Origin of the sequence: Pseudomonas sp. B21-040 (genome assembly GCF_024748695.1) — a bacterium.
Lineage (GTDB): Bacteria > Pseudomonadota > Gammaproteobacteria > Pseudomonadales > Pseudomonadaceae > Aquipseudomonas.
Window position 1 is genome coordinate 1,381,738 of the sequence record NZ_CP087176.1, and the last position, 16,960, is coordinate 1,398,697.

18 protein-coding genes and 1 pseudogene are annotated in these 16,960 nt (G+C 59.8%); 12 read left to right on the top strand and 7 right to left on the bottom strand.

Translation table 11 applies throughout. From position 1 onward, the window contains the following. The first annotated feature begins 88 nt into the window (after window positions 1-88). Entirely contained in the window at window positions 89-1,237 is a 1,149-nt protein-coding gene (gene yiaY, locus LOY55_RS06220) for an L-threonine dehydrogenase (RefSeq protein ID WP_077430755.1), read from the top strand. Here yiaY and LOY55_RS06225 read toward each other — a convergent pair. Continuing rightward, window positions 1,234-2,400, bottom strand: a complete 1,167-nt coding sequence (locus tag LOY55_RS06225; RefSeq protein ID WP_109787370.1) for a multidrug effflux MFS transporter — start codon at window positions 2,398-2,400, stop codon at window positions 1,234-1,236. The two genes, yiaY and LOY55_RS06225, sit on opposite strands and share 4 nt — an antisense overlap. Before the next feature lie 17 nt (window positions 2,401-2,417). Further along, a complete protein-coding gene (locus LOY55_RS06230) occupies window positions 2,418-3,653 on the bottom strand; it encodes an aminotransferase class I/II-fold pyridoxal phosphate-dependent enzyme (RefSeq protein WP_109787371.1) in 1,236 nt (411 codons plus the stop codon). A 200-nt stretch (window positions 3,654-3,853) separates the two neighbouring features. On the opposite strand from LOY55_RS06230, the gene LOY55_RS06235 reads away from it, so the two are divergent. The 4 genes from LOY55_RS06235 to LOY55_RS06250 all read left to right on the top strand — a co-directional run bounded on the left by LOY55_RS06235 (window position 3,854) and on the right by LOY55_RS06250 (window position 8,623). Continuing rightward, a complete protein-coding gene (locus LOY55_RS06235) occupies window positions 3,854-4,762 on the top strand; it encodes a LysR family transcriptional regulator (protein WP_223523960.1) in 909 nt (302 codons plus the stop codon). 239 nt (window positions 4,763-5,001) lie between these two features. Then, window positions 5,002-6,195 (top strand): CaiB/BaiF CoA-transferase family protein, encoded by a 1,194-nt coding sequence (locus tag LOY55_RS06240; protein ID WP_109787373.1) that lies wholly within the window; start codon window positions 5,002-5,004, stop codon window positions 6,193-6,195. Continuing rightward, entirely contained in the window at window positions 6,192-7,118 is a 927-nt protein-coding gene (locus LOY55_RS06245; protein WP_046029435.1) for a hydroxymethylglutaryl-CoA lyase, read from the top strand. The genes LOY55_RS06240 and LOY55_RS06245 overlap by 4 nt, the downstream gene beginning before the upstream one ends. A 173-nt stretch (window positions 7,119-7,291) precedes the next feature. After that, window positions 7,292-8,623 carry an MFS transporter gene (locus LOY55_RS06250; RefSeq protein WP_077430752.1) on the top strand — a complete coding sequence of 444 codons (1,332 nt, stop codon included), beginning with the start codon at window positions 7,292-7,294 and terminating at the stop codon, window positions 8,621-8,623. Between the two features lie 75 nt (window positions 8,624-8,698). On the opposite strand, the gene LOY55_RS06255 is transcribed toward LOY55_RS06250, so the two are convergent. Further along, entirely contained in the window at window positions 8,699-9,187 is a 489-nt protein-coding gene (locus LOY55_RS06255) for a DMT family transporter (protein WP_109787374.1), read from the bottom strand. A 78-nt stretch (window positions 9,188-9,265) separates the two neighbouring features. On the opposite strand from LOY55_RS06255, the gene LOY55_RS06260 reads away from it, so the two are divergent. The 6 genes from LOY55_RS06260 to LOY55_RS06285 all read left to right on the top strand — a co-directional run bounded on the left by LOY55_RS06260 (window position 9,266) and on the right by LOY55_RS06285 (window position 13,559). Further along, window positions 9,266-10,207, top strand: a complete 942-nt coding sequence (locus LOY55_RS06260; RefSeq protein ID WP_223523962.1) for a LysR family transcriptional regulator — start codon at window positions 9,266-9,268, stop codon at window positions 10,205-10,207. A 10-nt stretch (window positions 10,208-10,217) separates the two neighbouring features. Beyond that, on the top strand, window positions 10,218-10,634 hold the full coding sequence (fos, locus tag LOY55_RS06265; RefSeq protein ID WP_109787376.1) for a fosfomycin resistance glutathione transferase: 417 nt from the start codon (window positions 10,218-10,220) through the stop codon (window positions 10,632-10,634). 65 nt (window positions 10,635-10,699) lie between these two features. Continuing rightward, window positions 10,700-11,338, top strand: a complete 639-nt coding sequence (locus LOY55_RS06270) for a LysE family translocator (protein ID WP_109787377.1) — start codon at window positions 10,700-10,702, stop codon at window positions 11,336-11,338. Between the two features lie 18 nt (window positions 11,339-11,356). Further along, complete coding sequence (locus tag LOY55_RS06275; protein ID WP_109787418.1) at window positions 11,357-12,706, top strand: diguanylate cyclase domain-containing protein; 1,350 nt, start codon at window positions 11,357-11,359, stop codon at window positions 12,704-12,706. Window positions 12,707-12,823: 117 nt separating this feature from the next. Next, window positions 12,824-12,982: a KGG domain-containing protein gene (locus LOY55_RS06280; RefSeq protein WP_077430748.1), complete on the top strand. Its 159-nt coding sequence runs from the start codon at window positions 12,824-12,826 to the stop codon at window positions 12,980-12,982. Between the two features lie 73 nt (window positions 12,983-13,055). Then, on the top strand, window positions 13,056-13,559 hold the full coding sequence (locus LOY55_RS06285; RefSeq protein WP_109787378.1) for a DUF4142 domain-containing protein: 504 nt from the start codon (window positions 13,056-13,058) through the stop codon (window positions 13,557-13,559). Between the two features lie 66 nt (window positions 13,560-13,625). Here LOY55_RS06285 and LOY55_RS06290 read toward each other — a convergent pair whose 3' ends face one another. The 3 genes from LOY55_RS06290 to LOY55_RS06300 form a co-directional block, all read right to left on the bottom strand. Next, window positions 13,626-14,036: a low affinity iron permease family protein gene (locus LOY55_RS06290; RefSeq protein ID WP_046029446.1), complete on the bottom strand. Its 411-nt coding sequence runs from the start codon at window positions 14,034-14,036 to the stop codon at window positions 13,626-13,628. A gap of 237 nt (window positions 14,037-14,273) precedes the next feature. Beyond that, the gene (locus LOY55_RS06295; RefSeq protein ID WP_109787379.1) at window positions 14,274-14,792 is read right to left on the bottom strand and encodes an AidA/PixA family protein; all 519 of its coding nucleotides are present in this window, start codon (window positions 14,790-14,792) and stop codon (window positions 14,274-14,276) included. 125 nt (window positions 14,793-14,917) lie between these two features. Next, window positions 14,918-15,421 carry an inclusion body family protein gene (locus LOY55_RS06300; protein ID WP_046029450.1) on the bottom strand — a complete coding sequence of 168 codons (504 nt, stop codon included), beginning with the start codon at window positions 15,419-15,421 and terminating at the stop codon, window positions 14,918-14,920. Window positions 15,422-15,772: 351 nt separating this feature from the next. Between LOY55_RS06300 and tam the strand changes: the two genes are divergently transcribed. Next, window positions 15,773-16,543: a trans-aconitate 2-methyltransferase gene (tam, locus tag LOY55_RS06305; RefSeq protein ID WP_109787381.1), complete on the top strand. Its 771-nt coding sequence runs from the start codon at window positions 15,773-15,775 to the stop codon at window positions 16,541-16,543. 91 nt (window positions 16,544-16,634) lie between these two features. Here the strand turns inward: tam and LOY55_RS06310 are convergent. Beyond that, a pseudogene (locus LOY55_RS06310) lies at window positions 16,635-16,913 on the bottom strand (type II toxin-antitoxin system HicB family antitoxin); the annotation flags it as partial. Between the last annotated feature and the right edge of the window lie 47 nt (window positions 16,914-16,960).

Consider the following 16,960-nt stretch of genomic DNA (forward strand, 5'->3'; position numbering starts at 1 on the left):
ATCAAGTTACTGCGTGAGCGAAGGGTCGAAGCTGTGGGCGTCCCGCTGGATCGGCGTCGCCGATTCGGCCCAGCCAGGAGAATCGCTCATGAGCAGCACGTTTTTCATTCCCTCCGTGAACATCATGGGCACCGGTTGCCTCGACGAAGCCATGGACGCCATTGGCAAGTACGGCTTTCGTAAAGCGCTGATTGTCACCGACGTTGGGCTGGCCAAGGCCGGCGTAGCGAAAATGCTTGCGGAAAAACTGGCGATGCAGGACATCGACTCGGTGATCTTCGACGGCGCCAAACCAAACCCGAACATGGCCAACGTCGAGCTCGGGCTGGGCTTGTTGAAGGAAAACCGCTGTGATTTTGTGGTGTCTGTCGGTGGTGGTTCGCCCCACGACTGCGCCAAGGGCATCGCGTTATGTGCGACCAACGGCGGGCAGATTCGCGACTATGAAGGTGTCGATCAATCGAGCAAACCACAGCTGCCGCTGATCGCAATCAATACCACCGCCGGCACCGCCAGCGAGATGACACGTTTTTGCATCATCACCGACGAATCGCGCCACGTGAAAATGGCCATTGTCGACCGCAACGTCACGCCGCTGCTGTCGGTCAACGACCCGGCGCTGATGGTCGCCATGCCCCAGGGGCTGACGGCAGCCACCGGTATGGATGCATTGACCCACGCCATCGAAGCGTACGTCTCCACCGCAGCCAACCCGATCACCGATGCCTGCGCCCTGAAGGCGATCACGTTGATCAGCAACAACCTGCGACTGGCGGTACGCAACGGCGGTGACATGGCTGCGCGGGAAAACATGGCCTATGCGCAGTTCCTCGCTGGCATGGCGTTCAATAACGCGTCTCTGGGTTATGTCCACGCCATGGCTCACCAACTGGGCGGGTTCTATGACTTGCCTCATGGAGTCTGCAACGCGGTACTGCTGCCCTACGTTCAGGGCTTCAACGCTCAGGTTTGCGCCCCACGCCTGACCGAGGTGGCTCATGCGATGGGCGCCGACATTCGTGGTTTGAGCCCTGAAGAGGGTGCTCAATCGGCTATTGCAGCGATCCGTCGACTGTCCAGTGATGTGGAAATCCCTGCCGGGTTGCGTGAGCTAGGCGTCAACCTCAACGACGTCCCCATGCTTGCCACCAATGCGCTGAAAGACGCCTGCGGTTTTACCAATCCCCGGGCGGCGGATCAGAGCCAGATCGAGGAGATTTTCCGTAGCGCCTTTTAGGCCGTTTTGCGACCGGGCGCGAGCATGACACACAGCATCGCGCCCAACGCCAGCAAGGTGCAGAGCAACGACAACGGCCAGGCCTGTTCACTGGCGATCAGGCTGGCAATCGCGCCAATGGACGCGGCCATCAGTTGATGAATGAAACCGCTCAACGCCATCGCATAAGCGCCGCCGACCGGTGAGCCGTCGTTGGCCAGCGACAGGCTGATCGGGTAGGTCAGCGACTGCCCGAACACCGCCACGCAATAGGGCAACCAGAACAGCAGGGCAATGGAGGTGCCGGCGATGCTGCCCAATAACATCACCGCACTCCCGGTCAGCACCAGCCCCACGCCGGCTTCCATCAGTCGACGCTGACCAGTGCGCAGTACCAAGGCATTGACCCCCAACGCCCCCAAAAAATACGCCGCGCTGATCGGCCAGCCCAACAGCCCGTATTCCACCGCCGACCAGTTGAACGGTCCTTGCAGAATCAACGGCGCGGCAGTGTTGAAGGCGACGATCACCCCATAACCGAGGCCGCCGGTGAGGGCCGGCAGCAAGAAGGCACGATCGCGCAGAATGCGCCTGTAACTCGGCCAAGCAGACGACTGCACATTACCCTCGGTCAAAACCGCAAACGGGACCCGCGCCACGACCGCCGCCATCAGCAGGCTCACGCCACCCAGCAGATAGAAAATCGCCGGCCAGCCCAGCGCCACCTGAATCACCGACCCCAGGTACTGGCCGATTCCCAGCGCCACCACGAATGAAATCGAAATCCATGACAACGCCTTGGCCAACAGATCGCCGCGGAAACTGTCGCGGATCAACACCCGTGCCATGACTGAAATCCCGCTGGCACCAATGCCTTGAAGCAGCCGAAAAAACAGAAACGATTCAAGTGTTTGGCCCAGCGGCAGTGCGAGGTTTCCCAACCCATAAATGCCCAGCGCCGCGAGCAATACCGGTTTACGACCGATGCGCTGACCGAGGCTGCCCCAGAACAACATCGGCAGCGCCATCCCGATCAAGTACACCGCCAGGCCCCAGGATACTTGCGAGGCGTCGGCGGACAGATGCCGAGCCATCTCCGGCAGCGCCGGCAGGTAAATGCTCATGCCCAGTTGAGCGAGAAAAACCGTGCTGCAGGTGACGAGGAGGGTGGTGCGGCTCTTCATGACATCTTCCCTGGTGTTCAGTCGCCGAGGACTGCGGCGGGTGTACATAAAAGCTCGGTGAGGAGCTGACAAAAGTGGCGGATCAGCATCGGTTCCATGTCCGCCCGCAAAGTGATTCTGAGAGCGGCCTTGCCTTGTGCAACCACAGGGAAAAATACCGCCGAGGTCAAGAAACCGAGGTTGGCCAATTCGATGGCGATGCGGTTGGCCGGCGCCGCATCCCCGCAGTGGATCAAGCGAATCGCCATGTTGCTGCCGTGCTGTGCGGTTCGGATCAGGCTGTCAAAGAGGCGGATATTAACCTGAAGTTTTTCCTGTAACGCAGCAAATGCCGGCGTTTGATGCAGCTGGATGGAGGCTCTGCCCGCGCCGATGGCCGCGCTGTTCAGGCTTTGCGACCAATTGCTGGGGCCGCCGTAGCGTTGAATCAGCTTTTTCTGCCGTTCATTGCCCAGCATCACCAGCCCGCCGCTGGCGCCAAATGACTTGGCCAATGAGGCGACGATCAGGCCGTCATCTTCCAGGGCCTGAAACCTGGGGCGCGCCAGGCCGGCACCGAATGTACCAACGGTGGATAGAGCATGGGAGTCGTCAAGGTAGAGAAACAACCCATAACGGTCCTTCAGATACAAAAGGCTGTCCATGTCGGCGACCCCGCCCATGCTGTACGCACCGTCGGCAACATACGCGACCCTGCTGTTTTGCTGGCACTGGGTTTCGAGGAAATCCATGTCGTTGTGCGGACTGGTCACGACCCTGGTTTCATCGGCGCAGGCGGCTTTGAGGTGATTCATCGAGTAGTGCGCCAAACGGTCAAACACCATCACCGGCGGCCGGTTCTCGGTGAACACGCCGCTGGCCAGCAGCGGCAGGATGCCGGCACTTGCTGCGCTGCACGACAAGGTGCTCAAACAGGTGGCGCCGAACAATGCTGATAGCTCGGTTTCGTACTGATCGAGGATCGTCAGTTTGCAGCGGTTTTTTGAGTTGGCGACGCGCAGAGTGCCGGTTTCCCATAAGGTGGTCATGGCGCCGTCGAGCAGATCAGGGTGGTGATCCAGGCCCAGGTAGGAGGTGGTGCAGAAGTGATGAAACGCACGTCCGTGCTGGTCAACCATGCGGTTGCTGCTTCTGATGTCGACATTCAGTCCCGCGACTTTCCCCGCTTCTGCGGTTTCCCAGTCGTGATCGGCCAGCGCGACCAGTTTTCGATAGTTGGTGAAGGTATTTGCCGCGTGCGTTGTCTGGTCCATTTGAAGTGTCTGTCCTTGAGTGGTGAAGCCGTCCGTGTGTGTTGCCAGACTTTACAGAGTGCGACGTTGCCGCTGAATCGGCCGTTTCCGCTTCGGTCGAGTGTTACAAGAGATTTATGTGTAGGGCGATAGCGGTGTGGATGTGGGGCAAAACCCGGTTATCCTGCCCATTCAGCCGCGCAGAAGTCATCGAGCCCTCCATGCTGCAAAGAAGCCTGATCCGCCGTCTCGACCTGCTCACCCTGCAACTGTTCGTCGCCGTCCATGAAGAGGGCACGCTGACCCGTGCCGCCGCGCGTGAAGCCATCGCGGTGTCGGCGGCCAGCAAGCGCCTGGTGGAGCTGGAAGACGCGTTGGGCATCAGCCTGTTCGTGCGCCAGGCGAAGGGGATGACCCTGACGCCGGCCGGCGAAACCTTGCTGCACCACGCGCGGCAGATGCTGTTCAACGTCGAGAAAATGGGCCTTGAACTGGGCGAGCACAGCCACGGCATTCGCGGCTATGTGCGGATGCTCGCCAACCTGTCGGCGATCATTCAGTTTTTGCCCGAGGACTTGCGCGACTTTTCCGAGCGTCATCCGCAGGTCAAGACCGACCTCGAAGAGCGCCCCAGCAGCGGCGTGATTCAAGGGGTGCTGGACGGTGTGGCGGACCTGGGCATTTGCTCGATCGACAGCGACACCAAGGGTTTGCACAGCGTGCTGTACCGGCAAGACAAGCTGGTGGTGTTGATGCTGCCCGATCACCCGTTGGCGAGCCGTTCGAACCTGGCGTTTGCCGACACCCTGGACAGCGATTACGTGGGTTTGCATGCCGCCAGTTCGATCAACATGCGCACCCATGCCGCCGCTCGCAAGGCCGGCAAAGTGCTGCGGTTGCGCATTCATGTGCCGGGATTCGACGCCATGTGCCGGATGGTGCAGGCCAACATGGGCATCGGCATTCTTCCGCTAAAGGCTTATGAATTGTTTGGCCGGGCGCTGGGGTTGCACGCAGTGCCGTTGACGGATGACTGGTCGGATCGAGCGTTGATCATCGTGGTGCGGGACGAAGCGGCGTTGTCGCCGGTGAGCCGGATGTTGTTTGAACAGTTGCGCGGGCAGGTCTGATCATTCTCGGTTGAATGGGCGGGCCTCATCGCGGGCAAGCCCGCTCCCACAGGGTTTTCTGGCGTGACATAAATCCAGTGTGGGAGCGGGCTTGCCCGCGATGACTGACCTGAGTTTGCCGACAATCTCCAACCGAGCGTTCGCGTTTCACGAACGCCCGTTGCCAACTGAAGGTTGGATTCCTTGACCCCCGCTCCTCTAGCCTTGGCACATATTCCAAGAATAAGAGGTAACTTGCGATGTCTGCCCCTTTAAGCGCCATCAAAGTGATCGAGATCGGCACGCTGATCGCCGCGCCATTCGCCGCGCGCATGCTTGCCGAGTTCGGCGCCGAAGTCATCAAGATCGAAGCCATGGGCCAGGGCGACCCACTGCGCAAGTGGCGCAAGCTGCACGAAGGCACGTCGCTGTGGTGGTACCTGCAATCGCGCAACAAGAAGTCGCTGGCACTCAACCTCAAATCCCCTGAAGGCATCGAACTGGTCAAGCAACTGGCGACCAGTGCCGACGTGCTGATCGAAAACCTGCGCCCCGGTGCCCTGGAAAAACTCGGCCTGGGCTGGGACGTGTTGCACGCCCTCAATCCCAACCTGACGTTGGTACGCATTTCCGGTTACGGCCAGACCGGCCCGTACCGTGATCGCCCGGGCTTCGGCGCCATCGGCGAGGCCATGGGCGGGATTCGCTATACCACCGGTACACCCGGTTCACCACCGGCGCGGGTGGGTGTCAGCCTCGGCGATTCCCTCGCTTCGCTGCACGCGGTGATCGGCGCCTTGATGTCGTTGCTGCGGGTCAAGACCGGGCAGGGCGGTGGGCAAGTGGTCGATGTATCGCTGGCTGAAAGCGTGTTCAACGTCATGGAAAGCCTGGTGCCGGAATACGACATGCTCGGCCATGTGCGTGAACGCAGTGGAGGCGCCTTGCCGGGCATCGCCCCGTCTAATACGTACCTGACGGCCGATGGCGCTTACGTGGTGATCGCCGGCAACAGCGACCCGATTTACAAGCGTCTGATGGAGGTCATCGGTCGGCATGATCTGGCCGAAGCCCCCGAGTTTGCTCACAACGACGGGCGTGCATTGAAAAGCAATGTGCTCGACGCCGCCATTACCCACTGGACCAGCAGCCTGCCGATCGATGCCGTGTTGGCGGCGCTGGAAGCGGCCGAAGTCCCGGCCGGTCGTATCTATTCAGTGGCCGATATCGTCGCCGATCCGCATTATCAGGCGCGGGACATGTTGCTCAGCGCCGAACTGCCGGGTGGCGCCACCGTGAAAATGCCGGGGATCGTGCCCAAACTGTCCGAAACGCCCGGCGGCGTGAACTGGTCGGGACCTGGCCTGGGCCAGCACACCGATGACATCCTCGGGACGCTTGGCCTCACGAGGGCAGACATCGAACGCCTGAAAGCTGAAGGAGTGGTGCAATGATTACTGATTACTCCCAGACCCTGATCGTTCAGGAAGTCTCCCCGCGCGATGGTTTGCAGATTGAGCCAACCTGGGTTGAAACCGTCGACAAGATTGCCCTGATCGATCAGCTGTCGCTGGCCGGCTTCAGCCGGATCGAAGCCGGCTCGTTCGTGTCGCCCAAGGCCATCCCGGCGTTGCGTGACGGTGAATCGGTGTTCAAGGGCATCACCCGCCAACCGGGCGTGATCTACGTTGCGTTGATCCCCAACCTCAAAGGCGCGCAACGGGCGTTGGCGACGCGGGCCGATGAGCTGAATCTGGTGATGTCCGCCAGCCAGACGCACAACCTGGCGAACATGCGCATGCGTTGCGAAGACTCGTTGGCCGCATTCGGTGAGATCGTGCACTACGTTCAGGGCACGCCGGTGCGCCTTAACGCCAGCATCGCCACCACCTTCGGCTGCCCGTTCGAAGGCAAGATCGATGAGGACCGGGTGCTGCAAATCGTCGAGGCCTATCAGGAACTCGGCATCCAGGGCATCACGTTGGCCGACACCACTGGCATGGCCAACCCGCGACAGGTCGACAGGCTGGTGCGCCGGGTGTTGCAACGGGTCTCGCCAGCGGATTTGACCCTGCATTTCCACAACACTCGCGGCCTTGGCTTGTGCAATGTGCTGGCCGCCTACGAGGCCGGCGCCCGACGTTTCGATGCCGCGCTGGGCGGGCTCGGCGGTTGTCCGTTTGCACCGGGTGCGTCGGGCAACATCTGCACCGAAGACCTGGTCAACCTGTGCGATGAAATCGGTATTCCAACTGGCATCGACTTGCCTCTGCTGCTGAAACTGTCCCGAGGATTGCCGGCGCTGCTGGGTCACGAAGTGCCCGGTCAACTGGCCAAGGCCGGACGCAATTGCGATCTGCATCCCGTGCCTTCCTGACCACACCTAATCCCTGTAGGAGCCGAGCTTGCTCGCGATGACAGAGTCGCATCCAACATTGATGTCGACTGAACCACCGCTATCGCGAGCAAGCTCGGCTCCTGCAAAAAAGCATCTCAACCAGACAACAAAAACAATCGGACACCCACGGGAAGTCCGCCTGGAGAATCATCATGAGCCTCAATGTACTGGAGGCGGGCGTGAGCCCGTCCGTTAGCCACGACGAAGAAAAAGCCCTGGTCAGCAAGGTCGCCTGGCGCCTGATGCCGCTGATCATGGTTTGCTACCTGTTCGCGTTTTTCGACCGCATCAACATCAGCTTCGCCAAGTTCCAGTTGCAAACCGACCTGAGCCTGAGCGACACCGCTTACGGCCTCGGCGCCGGGTTGTTCGTGGTCGGTTACGTGATATTCGAAGTGCCCAGCAACATGATGCTGTACAAGGTCGGCGCGCGGCGCTGGATCGCCCGGATCATGATGTCCTGGGGGCTGGCCACGGCGGCCATGGTCTTCGTCAACAGCGAATGGCAGTTCTACGCGCTGCGCTTTGTGATCGGTGCGATGGAAGCCGGGTTTGCGCCGGGCGTGCTGTATTACCTGACGCTGTGGTTCCCGCAGCACTATCGCGGACGCATCACCTCCATGCTGTTTTTGTCGTCGGCGTTCGCCGGTCTGGTCGGCGCACCGTTCTCCGGTCTGGTGTTGCAACACCTCGACGGTTTCCTCGATATGCGCGGCTGGCACTGGCTGTTTTTGCTCGGCGGCGTACCTTGCATCGGCCTCGGCTTGCTGGTGCTGACATTGCTCAAGGACCGCATCGAAGATGCCCATTGGCTGACGCCGTCCGAGAAGACGCTGCTGGCCAGCCGCATCGCTCAGCATGAACCGCACAAGAGTGGCGGCTCGTTGCTCGCCGCGCTGCGAATTCCGGGTTTCCTGACACTGGGGCTGATCTACTTCCTCATTCAGGTAGCGTCCTACGGCTTGAATTTCTGGGCCCCGCAACTGATTCGCAGTGCCGGCACCGAGAGCCCGGTGATGATCGGTTTGCTGACCGCCATTCCTTACATCTGCGGCGCCATCAGCATGGTGGTGATCGGGCGGTTGTCTGACTCGACCGGCGAGCGGCGCAAGTTTGTCGCAGGGCTGGTGGCGGTGGGGGCGGTGGGGTTCTTCTGCGCCGGGATCTTCGCCAACCACACGACCTTTCTGATTGTCGCACTGGGCCTGCTCGGTGCCGGCATTATCGCGTCCATCCCGAGCTTCTGGACCCTGCCACCCAAACTGCTGGCCGGTGCTGGCGCAGGGGCCGCCGGCGGGATTGCGGTGATCAACACCCTGGGTCAGTTCGGCGGCATCGTCAGCCCGGTGATGGTCGGGCGGATCAAGGACCTGACCGGCAGCACCACACCGGCCCTGTATGTCATCGGTGTCTGCGCGTTGATCGCGGTGGCGCTGCTGTTGTGGGGGTTGCCGCAGAAGTTGCGCACGCTGGACAAGTTTTAAAGATCGTCCTCCGGCAGCACCTACGTGGACCACGCATCCACGCAGGCGCTGCCGGAGGGTGCGATCTTTAGGTTTTCAAGGCGTTGCGGCGATGGCTTTTTCCGTCATGCCGCCCAACTGAATCAACACCACCCCCGCCACTAACAAGACGGCCCCGAACGCCCGAGGCAACGTCATGTGCCGCTCCATCAATCCAAACCACCCAAAGTGATCCAGCACCAGCGACGCCACCACTTGCCCCGCCAACGCCAGCGCAATAAAGCCTGACGCTCCCAGCTTGGGCAGCAGCATCAACGCCAACGAAATAAAGCACACCCCAAACGCGCCTCCTGCCCACATCCACAGCGGTGCCCGGGTGATAAAGGCCAGCGACGGCAACGGCAAGCGCAGCGCCACGATGATCGGCAGCAACACCACAATACTCACCAGCAACGAGGCGAGCGTCGCCCACAACGGATGGCCCAGACCTCGCGTGAGGTTGGCGTTGATCGCGCTCTGAAAGGGCACCACCGCCCCGGCAATCAGCGCCAGCAGCAACAGACCGGCCCAGTGCAATGTACTCATGATGTGTTCTCCAACAGGTTTCGCTGGACTGTAGGGTATTCGTCACGCAAATTTAAATTCCGGTTTGCTATACAGAACATGCATCAAATGAATGATCTTCGACGCATCGACCTCAACCTGCTGGTGATTCTCGACGCATTGCTCAGCGAACAACACGTGACCCGGGCTGCCGAGCGCCTGCACCTGAGCCAGCCGGCGGTCAGCCACGCGCTGGCCCGACTGCGCGACATGCTCGGCGATCCGCTGCTGGTGCGCGCGGGCGCCACACTCGTGCCGACGCCACGTGCGCTGGAACTGGTCGCACCGTTGGCCGAAGCCCTGGCTCAGGTGCAATCACTGCTGGCGCCAAACACCTTCGATCCCGCCACCGCCAAGCGCACCTTTCGCCTGGCGATGTCGGATTATGGCGCGGCGATTATCCTGCCGGGGCTGATTCGGACCTTGCGCCGGGAAGCGCCGGGCATCGACCTGCTGATCTCCCACGCCAGCCGCGAAGGCATGATCGAGGGTGTGCTCAATGGTGATATCGACATCGCCGCAGGGGTCTTTCCCGAATTGCCGAATGAGTTGCGCAGCACACCGTTGTTCGAAGAGCACTACGTGTGCCTCGTCGACCGTTACAGCCTGCCCGCCAATGGCATCCTCGACCTGCCAACCTACCTCGCGCGACCGCACGTCCTGCTGGAAATGCGCGGCAGCGGCACCCCGGAAATCGAACGGGCCCTGACCGCACTGCGCGAACGCCGTCGCGTGGCGATCAGCCTGCCGCACTGGAGCGTCGCCCCGGGATTTATCAGCGGTACTGATCTGATTCTGACAGTGGCGTCCCGTGGGCTGCGTGATATTGATGAACAGTCGCTGGTCGTCGTGCCGCCACCGTTTGATATTCCGTCGTTCACCTTTGTGTTGGCGTGGCACAAACGGCGGGGTGGGGATCAGGCGTTGAATTGGTTGAATGGGCGGATTGCGCAGGGGATAGTGCGCGGTGACATGTCCACTGACTCAACTCCAAACTCTTGAGGCGATCAAATTGCTCACAGGCCTCAACCACCTGACCCTCGCCGTCACCGACCTGAGCCGCAGCGTGGCGTTCTACCAGAACCTCCTGCAACTGCGCCTCGAAGCCACGTGGGACTGCGGCGCCTATCTTTCGCTGCCGGGTTTGTGGTTGTGTCTATCCCTCGACCCGCTGCGCCATCCCGAGCCTGCTGCCGACTACACCCATTACGCCTTCAGCCTCGATGCGGCGGATTTCCCACGCTTCGTCGAACGTCTGCGATCCACCCACGTGCAGGAATGGCGCGACAATCGCAGCGAGGGCGCGTCCTTCTACTTCCTTGATCCGGACGGCCACAAGCTGGAAGCCCATGTGGGTGACCTGGCGTCGCGCCTGGCGGCCTGCCGGCAGCGGCCGTATGCGGGGATGAAGTTCTTCGACGATCTGTAAGTCGATGTTGCTGGACCTGATATAGACTGGCGTCCATTCACTAAGTGGTTCAAAAGAGTTTTTCTATGACCCCATCCCTGCTAATGGCCGTTCTTGCCTCGGGTTTTATCTACGGCATCACCCCCGGGCCGGGTGTGTTGGCGGTATTCGGGATCGGTGCGGCGCATGGGCGACGGGCGGGGGCGGGTTTTTTGTGCGGGCATTTGCTGGGGGATGTGGTCTGGTGCAGCACGGCACTGATTGCGATTGTCGGCGCACGCGAAATCGGTAGTACTGCGTTTGATGTGTTGGGTGTGCTCAGCGGACTGTATTTGTTTTGGCTGGGTTTACGCGCGGTACGGGCCAAACGCAGCAGTGCCGAAGCGCCTCAGGGCCCGGCTCGCCAGCCGTTCTGGCACGGCATCATGTTCGGTTTGACCAATCCCAAGGCTTACCCGGTGGCGGTGGCCACCTTCACCGCATTGTTGTCGAGCCGCGCAGAACTGCTGCACTGGTCGATGCTGCCGTGGCTGATCGTCCTGAGCTTTGTTGGAGGCCTGATCGCCTACGCTATTCTCATCGGCATCGTGGGCGCGCGGCAGGTCCGCACCTTGTATCAGCGCCATGAACTGGCGATCACCCGGTTGTGCGGGGTAATGTTTATCGGTTTTGCCATTAATGCCCTGGCGCACGCGTTGCCGGGGCTGGTCACGAACAAGGCTTGAGGCCACATGCAGGGCACCATGGCATCCAGAAACTCCGCGCCGTTGGCGAGCTACATCGATCTTTTGCTGGACGCCGTGTGTGCCGTCGACAAGCAAGGTCGCTTCGTTTTTGTCAGTGCGGCCTGCGAGCGCATTTTCGGTTACACCCCCGACGAACTGATCGGCCAGCCAATGATTGATCTGGTGCACCCGGCCGATCGCCAGCGCACCCTCGACGCCGCGCGGGAGATCATGGGCGGTGAGCCCAAACTCAATTTCGAAAACCGCTACGTACGCAAGGACGGCCAGGTGGTGCATATCCTCTGGTCGGCGCGTTGGTCGGAAGTCGATCAGTTACGCATCGCCGTGGCCCGGGACATCACCGAACGCAAGCTGGCCGAGTCCCGACAAGCGGCGTTGTACGCGATCTCCGAAGCGGCTCACGCGGCGGAAGATTTGTTGGCACTGTTCAAGCGCATTCACTTGATCATTGGCGAATGGCTGCCGGCGCTTAATTTCTCGGTGGCGCTGTATGACGAGCACTGCGCGCAGCTGAATTTTCCGTATCACGTCGACGATCAGGAACTGCAACCCGAACAACCCGGCACCATGACCGGGCGTCTGTGTGCGGAAGTGATCCGCAGTGGCCTGCCGATTTTGCTGACCCCGGGCCAGGAAAATTCGCACGAAGGTTTTGAGATGTTGGTCTCCGGGCCGAATTCGCCGTGTTGGCTGGGCGTTCCGCTGAACTCGAAAAACGGCACGATTGGCGCGCTCATCGTCAAAAGCATTCCCGGCGGAGAGCGCTACACCGAGCGGGACAAGGAATTGCTGCAATACGTCTGCGCCCAGGTCGCGACCGCCATCGAACGCAAGCAATTGCATGCCAGGTTGCAGCGCATGGCCCAGTACGACCAACTGACGCAATTGCCCAATCGCGAGCTGCTGCGTGATCGTCTGAAAGCGTCACTGGAGCTGGCTCGGGCAGATAGCGGGCGCATGGCGTTGCTGTACGTCGACCTTGACCGCTTCAAAAACGTCAACGACACACACGGCCATGCGGTGGGCGACATGCTGTTGCAAGCGGTCGCCAATCGGCTCAAGGGTTGCGTGCGCGAAACTGACACCGTGGCGCGCATCGGCGGGGATGAGTTTGTGGTGTTGTTGCACAGCATCCAGGCCGCGGAAGACGCCGACAGCGTGGCGGGGAAAATCCTTCAGATTCTGGCGCAGCCGCTGCGTCTGGACGGGCACAGCCTGAACATCCAGGTCAGTATCGGTGTCGCTCATTACCCCGAGCACGGTACCGAAGAAAAGCAGCTGTTCCGGCATGCCGACGAAGCCATGTACACCGCCAAGCGCCGGCATCACCTGCGGCTCGACACCTGAAATATCCGCTGCCGTTCGTCGCGGCGTTATCAGGTTTTCTAAACCTTTCAGTGCGCCTCAATTCTGATTCTATGCGGGCTGCTGCTCGCCTGGGTCATTACCAAGAGGTAGAGAATCATGCCTAACTCAAGAAACTCGAACTCGGGAAACTTCGCCAACGATCGAACGAAGGCGTCTGAAGCCGGTCGCAAGGGTGGGAAAACCACCACTACGACTGTCGACAAAGACCCTTCGAAGCCCGAAATGGGCCGCAAAGGAGGTCAGAAATCCAAGTAGTGATTGAAGGTGGTTTTGATGAGAGGCGGGGGCGAAAGCTCCCGCTTGAATTTTTCAGAAGGAGGGCGCGACCATGATCCGGATGGCCACCCGAATACGATATGTATGTTTTGCTACGTTGCTGGGCCTGTGTGCCGGCAGTGCCTTTGCCCAGTCCCCCGCAGAATTCATCAACGAGGCCTCGGCCCAAGGCATGGCCGATATTGAAACCAGTCGCCTGGCCCATCAGAAAACCGAATCCAAAGAGGTCAAGGACTACACCATTGTCGTCATCAACGACCGCACCACCGCTAACCAGCACCTGGCGAAAATCGCCAAACAGCTGGATTTGTCGGTAGCCCCGCGCGAAGAGGTGGTCGACAAGGCCAAAGCCTTGATGCCGCAAGTGATGGACGGCGAAACCTTCGATGAGGCGTACGCCGCCAGTCAGGTGAAAACCACGCAGGAAGCCATCGAGCAACTTCAGCAAGAAGCGCAGACCACCGACATCCCGCAAATCAAGGCGTTTGCTGAAGAGACCCTGCCCAAACTGCAAAACCACCTGCAGATGGCCAAGGCGTTGCAAGCCGGTCGCTAGCACCAGGTTTGGGGGTGTTTAAAGCAAACGGCGCGTCATTCACATCACGCGCCGTTTTGTTTGGGTTCAGCACTCGTTCAAATCCTGCTTGCGCTGACTCGACGTCGCCAGCCCTGCCAGGCCATGCACATCTTTTTCGCCCATGGCGCGATAGTGTCTGCGCAGTGCTTCCAGTTGCTTGAGATCGAGCAACTCCAGCCCCAGCATGGCGTTCTGCGCCTCCTTGTTCACCCGCAGCAACTCATCGATTTTCAAGTGCAAGATGTCGGTATCGCGGTTCTGCGTGTTCTGGATCAGGAACACCATCAGGAACGTGATGATGGTGGTCGACGTGTTGATGATAAGTTGCCAGGTGTCGTTGAAATCAAAAATCGGCCCGCTCAGGCCCCACAAGCCAATAAGAATCAGCGCCCCCATGAATGTCTTTGGGCTACCGGCCCAGAGGGCGAGTTTCTGCGAAATCTTTGCGAATTTCATGGCCGTGTTCCTTGTTGGGGTGTGTCTGATTTTCAGACAGCGACGGCGTGTTGAAAATTCTATCCACATTTCCAGATTCGCCAGCGACGCGACTTTTGTAGCAGCTGGCGCAGCCTGCGTCCGGCTGCGCAGCAGTCGTGAAGCCATGCGACCGGTGTTTCAGGGAGACCGAGAACTCAGGATTTACAACGGCTACGCAGCCGGACGCAGCCTGCGCCAGCTGCTACGTATGTGCGCCTAGTCAGCCATTTCCACTTCAACCGCCCAACTGAAGTAGCCCAGCGCCTCGCAGTTTTTGTCGATCAGCATGAAATTCAGCTCACACGTCTCCACGCCTGAGGACCGTCGAGTGCATTTCCAATAATGATCATCGGCCTGGTGGTTACCCGGCTCCGTCGGCGTTGCCGGGTCGGGCACAGGCACCGTCAGGTTGCCATGGACCACCAATTCGGGCGCTGACAGTACGCCGGCATCGCCCACTGATATCTCGTAAAACACCACGCTGTGTTCGGCCAGCAGGCTGATGGTCCTTCCACGGAGATGGAATGTCGTTTCTTTACTCGTGTGTAACGTAATTTTACTGTCATTTATTGTACTTTTACCTCCAGCGATGACGAGGATGAAACCCTCTTCAATCACCGTTGGTAATGGCGGTTTCAGACTGGGTTGCGGATAACGTGAAAGCAGTGATTCGGCATCCACGATCAGCAATATATTGTTCGCGGAGGAGGGGGCGTTGATCGGTTCGGAAGTCATCATGGATTCCTTTCATGATGGTGGTACATGACGGCAGCCGCGTCGGTTCATGCAAGACATCCCGGTTCCTGTCGAGGCGGCAACGTGTTCGGCAAGCCCCTTGTCGCCAAGGGGCCAGACCCTCGTCAGTTACGGATGGTAATGAACGGATCCCACGAACAGCAGCCGACAATCTTGCACTCGCGATCCACGATCAAAAAGTTGAAATGGTAGGTCACGCTACCGCACGCCAGTGTTTCCGACGACCAGTAATAGTTGTCGACTTTCTGGCAGCTCGGCACTGAAGGATTACTGGTGTTGGGGACGGCCACGCAAGCAGTGGCCTTGCGTGGCGTGGGGGTGGAGATCAGCTCGTTGCCGACATTGCCGATGAATTTGTAGAAAATCACCGCTGTTTCAAAGCTCTGCGACAGGCTGGTTTCCCGCCAGCGGATCAGGTCGCCCACTTGTGCTTTCAAGTTCAGTTCGCCACCCGCCTGACCATTAATCACGTTGTTCTGGTTGGTCACCATGTACACATGATTGACGTCGATCATCGTCGGCGCGGCAGGGTTTTTGCTGATGTTCGGGTAGTTTTTCAGGATGGTTTCAGTGTCGATCGAAACCAGTACGTCCGTGACTCGAGACATAGTAAAGCTCCTTCTTCATAGTGAACGCCTGGCATCTTTCCAGGCACAACAACGCTTGCTTGCCTTGCGGTCGTTGCGCAAACACTACGGGCGGAACCCACCTGTCACGAACATGAGCTGGCCTTGCTCCTTGCGTGCAAACTAACGGGTTCGGGTTCCTTCCGACGGGCCGCGATTGGACTATAGATGCGAAATTGAGGCTGTCAAAACTACCTCGTGTATGGCTCGACGAGCGGTCAAGTTGTCATGGTTGGACAAAGGTCGGGGATAGGGCCTTGAAGGTTGGTCGAGGTATCGTAGCGAACCGGTTGTGCGCCTCGGGCCACAACACCGCACCTGCAGGAGAACGCAATGAGTTGGTCCGCCAAACAATACGTCGCTTTTGAAGATGAACGCACACGCCCGGCGCGAGACTTGCTCGCCGCCATCCCGCCCGTGGAGGCGCGCTCGGCCATTGATATCGGTTGCGGCCCCGGCAACTCGACCGAACTGCTGGTCGAGCGCTTCATCGGCGCCACGGTGCGTGGCGCGGACAGTTCGCCGGACATGATCGATGCGGCTCGCAAGCGCTTGCCCAACGTGCAGTTCGACACCGTCGATATCGGTACCTGGAACGATAGCGGACCGTTCGACGTGATTTTTGCCAATGCGGTTTTGCAGTGGCTGCCCGATCACGCGACGTTACTGCCTTCGCTGGCCGCCAGACTGACGCCGGGCGGCAGCCTGGCCATCCAGATGCCTGACAACCTCAACGAACCGTCCCATCGCCTGATGCGTGAAGTGGCCGCCGAGGGCCCGTGGGCCGACAAACTGGCGAGCGCAGCCGGGCAGCGCACCGAAATGGCCAGTGCCAGCGATTACTACTCGATGTTGCGACCGCACTGCGCGCGCGTCGATGTATGGCGCACCACCTACCATCACCCGCTGGCGGGCGGGGCGTCGGGCGTGGTTGAGTGGTTCAAGGGCAGCGGTTTGCGGCCGTTTCTCGAACCGCTGGATGACGCGGAAAAGGCGCAGTACCTCAAGCAGTATCAAGCCGCGATCGAGCAGGCTTATCCGGCGTTGAGCGATGGTTCGGTGCTGCTGCCGTTTCCACGGTTGTTTATTGTGGCGACTCGGTAAAAGCACACTGAACCTGTGGTGAGGGAGCTTGCTCCCTCGCCACAGTGGTGCTTCGGTCATTCTGACGGAAGGGCGTCAACTATCAATGCTACCGGGCTTCCCCCGAGTATTTAGTCCTGTCGATGTCCAAAACTGCCCATACACATTCCGCGTACTGCGGATTCGATATGTGCAGGGTGACATTGTTTGCCAGTGGAATCGGGGATCCTTGGTCCGCGAGAATTTCGAAATGGCCTTCAATGGCTTCGCGCGCCATGGCTATTGCATCGTTCAGTCCTTCTCCAGCCGAAAAACAACCCCGGACATCAGGCACTTCTACGCCCCACGCGTGTTGGTCATCGCCTGCTGAAATCGCAATTGGAAAAAGCATGTTCATCGTCCTCCTTTGACTGGCTGTCAGGCCATGAAAGGCAAAGG

What these genes read in the sequence shown, in the direction of transcription:
- LOY55_RS06260 (WP_223523962.1), top strand. Translation starts at nt 9,266, where the DNA reads ATGCATCAAATGAATGATCTTCGACGCATCGACCTCAACCTGCTGGTG.
- LOY55_RS06230 (WP_109787371.1), bottom strand. Translation starts at nt 3,653, where the DNA reads ATGGACCAGACAACGCACGCGGCAAATACCTTCACCAACTATCGAAAA.
- yiaY (WP_077430755.1), top strand. Translation starts at nt 89, where the DNA reads ATGAGCAGCACGTTTTTCATTCCCTCCGTGAACATCATGGGCACCGGT.
- LOY55_RS06285 (WP_109787378.1), top strand. Translation starts at nt 13,056, where the DNA reads ATGATCCGGATGGCCACCCGAATACGATATGTATGTTTTGCTACGTTG.
- LOY55_RS06225 (WP_109787370.1), bottom strand. Translation starts at nt 2,400, where the DNA reads ATGAAGAGCCGCACCACCCTCCTCGTCACCTGCAGCACGGTTTTTCTC.
- LOY55_RS06250 (WP_077430752.1), top strand. Translation starts at nt 7,292, where the DNA reads ATGAGCCTCAATGTACTGGAGGCGGGCGTGAGCCCGTCCGTTAGCCAC.
- LOY55_RS06240 (WP_109787373.1), top strand. Translation starts at nt 5,002, where the DNA reads ATGTCTGCCCCTTTAAGCGCCATCAAAGTGATCGAGATCGGCACGCTG.
- LOY55_RS06235 (WP_223523960.1), top strand. Translation starts at nt 3,854, where the DNA reads ATGCTGCAAAGAAGCCTGATCCGCCGTCTCGACCTGCTCACCCTGCAA.
- tam (WP_109787381.1), top strand. Translation starts at nt 15,773, where the DNA reads ATGAGTTGGTCCGCCAAACAATACGTCGCTTTTGAAGATGAACGCACA.
- LOY55_RS06295 (WP_109787379.1), bottom strand. Translation starts at nt 14,792, where the DNA reads ATGACTTCCGAACCGATCAACGCCCCCTCCTCCGCGAACAATATATTG.
- LOY55_RS06275 (WP_109787418.1), top strand. Translation starts at nt 11,357, where the DNA reads ATGGCATCCAGAAACTCCGCGCCGTTGGCGAGCTACATCGATCTTTTG.
- LOY55_RS06270 (WP_109787377.1), top strand. Translation starts at nt 10,700, where the DNA reads ATGACCCCATCCCTGCTAATGGCCGTTCTTGCCTCGGGTTTTATCTAC.
- LOY55_RS06245 (WP_046029435.1), top strand. Translation starts at nt 6,192, where the DNA reads ATGATTACTGATTACTCCCAGACCCTGATCGTTCAGGAAGTCTCCCCG.
- LOY55_RS06280 (WP_077430748.1), top strand. Translation starts at nt 12,824, where the DNA reads ATGCCTAACTCAAGAAACTCGAACTCGGGAAACTTCGCCAACGATCGA.
- LOY55_RS06255 (WP_109787374.1), bottom strand. Translation starts at nt 9,187, where the DNA reads ATGAGTACATTGCACTGGGCCGGTCTGTTGCTGCTGGCGCTGATTGCC.
- LOY55_RS06290 (WP_046029446.1), bottom strand. Translation starts at nt 14,036, where the DNA reads ATGAAATTCGCAAAGATTTCGCAGAAACTCGCCCTCTGGGCCGGTAGC.
- LOY55_RS06300 (WP_046029450.1), bottom strand. Translation starts at nt 15,421, where the DNA reads ATGTCTCGAGTCACGGACGTACTGGTTTCGATCGACACTGAAACCATC.